At 64.9% G+C, this 6,880-nt stretch carries 8 protein-coding genes; 2 read left to right on the top strand and 6 right to left on the bottom strand.

Annotation, left to right across the window (positions count from 1 at the left end):
• Positions 1-269: 269 nt before the first annotated feature.
• Positions 270-728, top strand: coding sequence for a tRNA adenosine(34) deaminase TadA (gene tadA, locus MOV74_RS27375; protein ID WP_246929684.1), 459 nt, complete (start codon positions 270-272; stop codon positions 726-728).
• On the opposite strand, the gene MOV74_RS27370 is transcribed toward tadA, so the two are convergent.
• The 6 genes from MOV74_RS27370 to MOV74_RS27345 all read right to left on the bottom strand — a co-directional run bounded on the left by MOV74_RS27370 (position 725) and on the right by MOV74_RS27345 (position 5,866).
• Positions 725-1,630 carry an alpha/beta fold hydrolase gene (locus MOV74_RS27370; RefSeq protein WP_246929683.1) on the bottom strand — a complete coding sequence of 302 codons (906 nt, stop codon included), beginning with the start codon at positions 1,628-1,630 and terminating at the stop codon, positions 725-727. The genes tadA and MOV74_RS27370 overlap by 4 nt on opposite strands.
• A gap of 211 nt (positions 1,631-1,841) precedes the next feature.
• Positions 1,842-3,125 carry a phosphoribosylamine--glycine ligase gene (gene purD, locus MOV74_RS27365; protein ID WP_246929682.1) on the bottom strand — a complete coding sequence of 428 codons (1,284 nt, stop codon included), beginning with the start codon at positions 3,123-3,125 and terminating at the stop codon, positions 1,842-1,844.
• Between the two features lie 221 nt (positions 3,126-3,346).
• Positions 3,347-3,646, bottom strand: a complete 300-nt coding sequence (locus MOV74_RS27360) for a transcriptional regulator (RefSeq protein ID WP_246929680.1) — start codon at positions 3,644-3,646, stop codon at positions 3,347-3,349.
• 2 nt (positions 3,647-3,648) lie between these two features.
• A complete protein-coding gene (locus MOV74_RS27355) occupies positions 3,649-4,239 on the bottom strand; it encodes a hypothetical protein (protein WP_246929678.1) in 591 nt (196 codons plus the stop codon).
• 65 nt (positions 4,240-4,304) lie between these two features.
• Positions 4,305-4,859, bottom strand: coding sequence for a hypothetical protein (locus MOV74_RS27350; protein WP_246929676.1), 555 nt, complete (start codon positions 4,857-4,859; stop codon positions 4,305-4,307).
• A complete protein-coding gene (locus MOV74_RS27345; RefSeq protein ID WP_246929674.1) occupies positions 4,856-5,866 on the bottom strand; it encodes an alpha/beta hydrolase in 1,011 nt (336 codons plus the stop codon). The genes MOV74_RS27350 and MOV74_RS27345 overlap by 4 nt, the downstream gene beginning before the upstream one ends.
• A gap of 137 nt (positions 5,867-6,003) precedes the next feature.
• Here MOV74_RS27345 and xseA point away from each other — a divergent pair.
• Positions 6,004-6,880 (top strand): exodeoxyribonuclease VII large subunit (xseA, locus tag MOV74_RS27340; protein WP_246929685.1); only part of this gene is annotated, 877 nt, incomplete at its 3' end.

The following is a 6,880-nucleotide window of genomic DNA, read 5'->3' as shown; positions in this document are numbered from 1 at the left end:
AGGCGGGCGGGCGTCGCCCCTGCCCTCAGGGCCGCGCTTGGCGAATTTCTTCTCAGGGCCACGCGGCTTGCCGGACCGGCCCTTGGGCGGTCCCTTAGGGGGGCCTCGCCGGCCACGGGAATCGTTGTCTTTGTCGCTGTCGCGAGGCATGAATAATCTCACTCAGGGGATAGCCGGAAAGCATTGTGCGCGCTCATTCAGAGCCGCACGCTCAGGCAAATTCGGTAAGCACTTCTGCTGAAGGCGCAGCTACTAGCAGGTTTCTTCGGATGATACGAGGCTTGAAAGCCCCCTCTTTCATGGATTTGGCGCTTCAGACGGCCGAAAACGCCGGAAAATCGGGCGAAGTTCCTGTTGGATGCGTTGTGGTCCGCAATGACGAGGTCATCGCCACCGGCGCCAACCGGACGCTGACCGACCACGACCCCACGGCCCATGCCGAGATCATCGCGCTGCGCGAGGCGGCGAAAAAGATCGGCAGCGAGCGCCTGGTGGACTGCGACCTCTACGTGACGCTGGAGCCCTGCACCATGTGTGCGGGCGCCATCTCGTTTGCAAGGGTCAGGCGCCTGTATTACGGCGCGGCCGATCCCAAGGGCGGCGCGGTGGAATCAGGCGTGCGGTTCTTTGCCTCGCCGACCTGCCATCACGCCCCGGATGTCTATTCCGGCGTCGGCGAGAGCGAGGCGGCGCGGCTGCTCAAGGAGTTCTTCCGGGAGCGGCGCTAATCCGCCAGGAAGAACTCGCGCAACGCACTCGCGGTGACGTCCGGGTTCTCCTCGGTGAGGAAGTGGCCGGAATCCACGGGCATGCCGACCACGTTCGTGGCCCACTGTTTCCACGTATCGAGCGGCGTCGCCGCGGCTTGCGCCACGCCGGCATTGCCCCACAGCGCCAACATGGGAATGGTGATCTTCTTGCCGGCCTCGAAATCGGCTTTGTCGAGGTCGTAGTCGAACGTGGCGCCGGCGCGGTAGTCCTCGCACATCGCGTGGACGCGGGCGGGATCGCGGAATGGGGCGGTGTAGTGCTCCAGCGCACGCGGGTCGATCGCGTCCAGCGTCTTCGATTTGGTCTGGCTCGCCATCTTGAAGCGCAGGAAGAACTCGCCATTGCTCGAGATCAGCGTCTCCGGCAGCGGATAAGGCTGCGCCAGGAAGGTCCAGTGATAGATCTTCAGCGCATAGGCGCGGTTCATCCGCTCCCAGTAATTATAGGTCGGCAGGATATCGAGCACGGCAAGCTTCGACAGCCGGCCGGGATGGTCGAGCGCGAGGCGATAGGAGACGCGGCCGCCGCGGTCGTGGCCGGCGAGCGCGAAGTGCACGTGACCGAGACGCTCCATCACTTCCACCATCGCCTTGGCCATCGCGCGCTTGCTGTAGGGGATGTGCAGCGCGTCGCTCTCGGGCATGTCGGACCAGCCATAGCCCGGCAGATCGGCGATGATCAGCGTGAACTTATCGGCGAGTTGCGGCGCCACCTGGTGCCACATCACGTTGGTCTCGGAGAAGCCGTGCAACAGCAATAGCGGCGGTCCGCTGCCGCCGACGCGGGCGAAGATGCGGCCGAAGGAGGTGTCGATCCATTCGGAGCGAAAGCCCGGATAGAGGTCGGCGAGATCGGACATCTTTTTGCATCCTTATGGTCAGTCCAAAGGTCGTCCCGACAAACGAAAAGTCGAAAACAACCCCATGCACAGTAACGGTATTATCGGCGGGGCGACTAACCCCAACAGCCGATTGCACATTCTGGAACGTCGATGTGGCGGCGCGGTGACACCGAACCACGCGATTTCGGATTGGCGCGCTTTGCAAGCCGTCCGGAAGCACGGCCTAAGCCTAAGCCTTGGCCTTCTCCGCCTCCACCGCCTGCCAGCCGATGTCGCGGCGGCAGAAGCCTTCGGGCCAGCTGATGCGATCAACGGCCTGGTAGGCGCGGCCTTGCGCCTCCGTCACGGTCTTGCCCAGCGCGCAGACATTGAGCACGCGGCCGCCATTGGCGAGGATCGCACCATCCTTCTCGACCGTGCCGGCGTGGAAGATCTCGACCGTCTCCACCTTCGCGGCCTCCGCTAACCCGCCAATGCGCGTGCCCTTCTGGTAGTCGCCGGGATAGCCCTTCGCCGCCATCACCACCGTGAGCGCGGACTCCGGATGCCAGCGCAGATCGAAATTCTTCAGCTGGCCGTCGCAGGACGCGAGGAACGCCGGCACGATGTCCGACATCATGCGCAGCATCAGCACCTGGCACTCGGGATCGCCGAAGCGGACGTTGAACTCGAACAGCTTTGGACCCTGCGTCGTCAGCATGATCCCGGCATAGAGCACGCCGCGGAACGGCGTGCCGCGCTGCTTCATGCCTGCGACCGTCGGCAGGATGATCTTGGCCATGATCGCGTCGTGGATCGCCGGCGTCACCAGCGGCGTCGGCGAATAGGCGCCCATGCCGCCGGTGTTCGGGCCGACATCGTGGTCGAACACGCGCTTGTGGTCCTGCGCGGAGGCCAAGGGAATGGCAGTCTCGCCGTCGCACAGCGCGAAGAAGGAGATCTCGCGGCCGGGCAGGAACTCCTCGATCACGACCTCCGCGCCGGCCTCGCCGAACGCGCCCTCGAACATCATGGCGATGGCGTCCTCGGCCTCGCGCACGGTCTTGGCGACGACGACGCCCTTGCCGGCGGCGAGCCCGTCGGCCTTCACCACGATTGGCGCGCCCTGGCTGTTGACGTAATCGCGGGCATCGTTGGCATTGGTGAAGCGCTTGTAGGCGCCGGTGGGAATGCCGAACTCGGTGCACAGCGCCTTGGTGAACCCCTTGGAGCTTTCGAGCTGCGCCGGGATTTTGTTCGGCCCGAACGCCTTGATGCCGGCGGCGGTGAGGTCATCGACAATGCCGGCCGCCAGCGGCGTCTCCGGCCCGACCACTACCAGCTCGATCTTGTTGGCCTTGCAGAAATCGATCACCGCCGCATGGTCGGCGACATCGAGCGCCACGCATTCCGCCTCCTTCGCGATGCCGGCATTGCCGGGCGCGCACCAGAATTTGGTCACCAGGGGCGAGGCCGCGATCTTCCATGCCAGAGCATGTTCGCGGCCGCCGGAACCGAGCAGGAGAATGTGCATCGAGGGCTCAGAAAATAAGGGTTTGCTGTGTGCGGAGGTCGCACGAATCGGCGCGGGTCTCAAGGGGAAACGCCCCGAACTCCCCGTCATTCCGGGGCGCGCCTAGCGCGAGCCCGGAATCCATCGAGCTTCAGCGACGGCGGTGAAATGGATTCCGGGCTCGCGACTTCGTCGCGCCCCGGAATGACAGTGGACAGAGAGAGCTCCGAACCGGCGGCGCGCTAAGCTTGCTTGCCTGCAATGATCTCCTGCAACGTCGCCACATGCCGCGCGAAGGCGCCGCGGCCGGCAGCGGTCGCGGTGACCGTGGTCTGCGGCTTCTTGCCGACGAAGGCTTTCTCGACGGATACGTATCCCGCCTTGGCCAGGGTCTCGATATGCGCACCGAGATTGCCGTCGGTGGCGCCGGTCAGCTTCTTCAGCCGCGCAAATTCGAGGCCCGATGCCGGCGGCAGCGCGTTCAGCGCCGCCATGATCTTCAGCCGCAGCGGCTGGTGGATGATGTCGTCGAGCTCAGCCACGCCTAGCCCCGCCGCATCCGGAAGCCACCGACGATGAGCGCGCCGCCATTGACGGCGGCCATCCACGGCAACAGCGGTACCCCCGGGATGGAGAAATATCCGATCAGCGTCAGCGCGACGACGGCTGCACCGAGCGCCGGGAAGGCGTAGCCGAACCGGACCGTCGCCATCATGTACAACAGCGTGATGTAGATCAGCCAGAACACTGTCTGCTGCCGCGGCGAGAACCTGCCTAAATAGCAAAAGAGGACGCCGAAAGCGACGAGCAGCAGGAGCACCAGCAGATTGCGGCTGTCGAACAGGCGGATGCCCTTTCTCGACAGATGATAGACGCCGAAAGCAACGAGGCCGAGGGCCGAGACGGTGTACAGCGCAAACCAGAAATAGAGCCCGTCGTTCGCCACGAACCAGCTGTTCCAGTAATAGGCGCCGTAGCGCGGCCAGAACCAGATCAGGAGGTCGTCGGCGAACGGCAACAGGGCCCACATCAGCAGGACGACACCGGAGACCAGGTAGATCTGCGACCGCGACCCGGGGCGACCGGTCTTCTCACGGTCGTTCAGCGCGCCGGAAGCCTGCTTGCCGTCGATCACGTGAGCGCTCCTTCTTCTGCAATGGGTGCAGCCGGGTGCATGATGGCGTCGAGCTCAGGCATTCGCTAGATCCGCCGCATCCAGAGGCCGCCGAGGATCAGGCCGCCGCCATTGACGAAGGCCATCCAGAGCGGGAACGCCTCGCCGATGTAGAAGAACCCGATCAGCGTCAGGGCGGAAATGCCGAGACCGATCGCCACGAAGGCATAGCCGAACCACAGCCCCGCCAGCGTGTAGAACAGCATGAAATACAGCGGCCAGAACGTCCCCAACTGCCGCGGGCCGAAATGACCGATGACACCGGTGCACAGATAACCGAACGCGAAGAACAACGCGAACACCAGCAGCAGCCTGATGTTGAAGGCGGCACCATGGGGGTGAGGCGGCGGATTGAAGACGCGAAGCGCAATCAAGCCGCCGACACCGAGGGCATCCGCGGCAACCCAGGCATAGGCCGCGTAGACCGGCCAAAGCCAGGTCACGAGGTTGGCTGCGAACACCACCACGCCCCACCAGACCGCAGCGAGGCTCGCCAGCTCATAGAGCTGCGATCGCTTCACACGCTGGACGATGTCGTCGATATCGGCCAGCGCTGCGGACGCCTCCGTGCTGTCGATCATGACTGCCCTGCCCCGCGCGTTGCCACATCCTCGGCGATGACCGAGATCGCCTTCGGTTGGGTGACGATGCCCATGTGGTTGATGCCGTCGATGATCTTGACGTCGATCGATGGTTTGATGGACTGGACCGCCTCGGCATATTTGTCCGAGATCATCATCTCGTCCTCGGCGCCGCCGAAGATCGTGATCGGACGTGTGGTTGCCGGAAGATCGATGCGATAGCCGCGCGTCGCAAAGTTGCGCATCAGGCGATCGGAGTAGGTGGAGACGAGGTACTTCGCCGAAGTCGGCGGCACTGCCAGCGCCAGCACCGGAAGCTGCGAACAGCAGTCGATGCCGAGCCTGCGCAGCGCCGTCAGACCCAGCAAGCGCGGCACGTCGGTACTGACCCAGCCGCCGGCATTTGGCTTGTTGGTGGGTGCGTCATAGCCGAGATAGGGCGCGAGCAGCACGGTGCGCACGAACATGTCTTGCATGATCGGCGTGGCAGCAACGCGCAGCGAGAAGCCGGCGCCGGCGGAATGACCGATCAGGGTGAGCGGCAGGTCCGGCGCGGTCTTGCGCAAATGGGCGACGAAATCGACGAGATCGTCCTCGAGCTGGCCGACATAGCCGATATCGCCGCGGGTGCCGGAGCCGCCATGGCCACGGATGTCGAGCGCCCAGGTCTCCACGCCGCGCGAGGCGATCGCATGTGTCAGCGCATGATTGACGGTGCCGCTCGAGCCGGAGGAGCCATGGATGAAGATCGCACCCCGGCCTGCCGCAGGGCCGTTCGGCGCGTAGTGGCGATAACCGATCCAGGTGCCGTCGCGCGCCTGGAAACGCTCGAGCGGGGGCAGCGTGGACCAGTCGATTCCTTTGGCTGAGTCGGAGACCGACCGCATTTCAGGCGGCCGCTCCAGCGGCGTTGCGATCATTGCGACCAGGATCAGCGCCACGCCGCCGACCGCACACAGGACCCATTTCAGGCCGTTCAAAACGCCGCGCAGCAACCGGAACGCCATGGTTCATCCCTTCAAATGCATCAATCAATAGAGAACTCTATATAACAGAGTACTCTCCCGGTCAACTCCTGGATTGGCGCCGCGCGGCGAAAATCCTTAACGTCGGGTCTGACCCCAAAATGCCGAATCGTTTGCCGATGCCGCCTGCGGAACAACTGCTCAACGCCCCCGAATTCACCGTTTCCGAGCTCTCGCTGTCCCTGAAACGGACGGTCGAGGACGCCTTCGGCCATGTCCGGGTTCGGGGTGAGATCTCCGGCTTTCGCGGGCCGCATTCGTCCGGCCATTGCTATTTCGCGCTCAAGGACGAGAGCGCCAAGATCGAGGCGGTGATCTGGAAGGGCGTGCACGGGCGCATGCGCTTCAAGCCGCAGGAGGGGCTGGAGGTCATCGCCACCGGCAAGCTCACCACCTATCCGGGCTCCTCGAAATACCAGATCGTGATCGAGGCGCTGGAGCCGGCCGGCATCGGCGCGCTGATGGCGCTGATGGAGGAGCGCAAGAGGAAGCTCGCCGCCGAAGGCCTGTTCGACGAGGCGCGCAAGCAGCTGCTGCCCTGGCTGCCGGAGGTGATCGGCGTCGTGACCTCGCCGACCGGCGCCGTCATCCGCGACATCCTGCATCGCTTGGAGGACCGCTTTCCCCGCCGCGTGCTGGTGTGGCCGGTCAAGGTGCAGGGCGAAGGCTCGGCCGAGCAGGTCGCGGCCGCGATCCGCGGCTTCAACGCACTGCCCGAGGGCGGCAAGATTCCGCGCCCCGATGTCTTGATCGTGGCACGCGGCGGCGGCTCGCTGGAGGATCTCTGGTCGTTCAACGAGGAGATCGTGGTGCGCGCGGCGGCCGAGAGCATGATCCCGCTGATCTCGGCGGTCGGGCACGAGACCGACATCACGCTGATCGATTTCGTCGCCGACAAGCGCGCGCCGACGCCGACGGCCGCGGCCGAGATGGCGGTGCCGGTGCGCAGCGAAGTGTTCGTCGAGGTCGCCGCTCTCGGGCGCCGCACCCGCGCCT

The organism is Bradyrhizobium sp. SHOUNA76 (assembly GCF_023006445.1).
Lineage (GTDB): Bacteria > Pseudomonadota > Alphaproteobacteria > Rhizobiales > Xanthobacteraceae > Bradyrhizobium.
This window is presented reverse-complemented; position numbering and strand designations above follow the sequence as displayed.

Excerpts from the sequence above, each read along its gene's own strand:
- tadA (WP_246929684.1), top strand. The coding sequence starts at position 270 with ATGATACGAGGCTTGAAAGCCCCCTCTTTCATGGATTTGGCGCTTCAG.
- MOV74_RS27370 (WP_246929683.1), bottom strand. The coding sequence starts at position 1,630 with ATGTCCGATCTCGCCGACCTCTATCCGGGCTTTCGCTCCGAATGGATC.
- purD (WP_246929682.1), bottom strand. The coding sequence starts at position 3,125 with ATGCACATTCTCCTGCTCGGTTCCGGCGGCCGCGAACATGCTCTGGCA.
- MOV74_RS27350 (WP_246929676.1), bottom strand. The coding sequence starts at position 4,859 with ATGATCGACAGCACGGAGGCGTCCGCAGCGCTGGCCGATATCGACGAC.
- MOV74_RS27345 (WP_246929674.1), bottom strand. The coding sequence starts at position 5,866 with ATGGCGTTCCGGTTGCTGCGCGGCGTTTTGAACGGCCTGAAATGGGTC.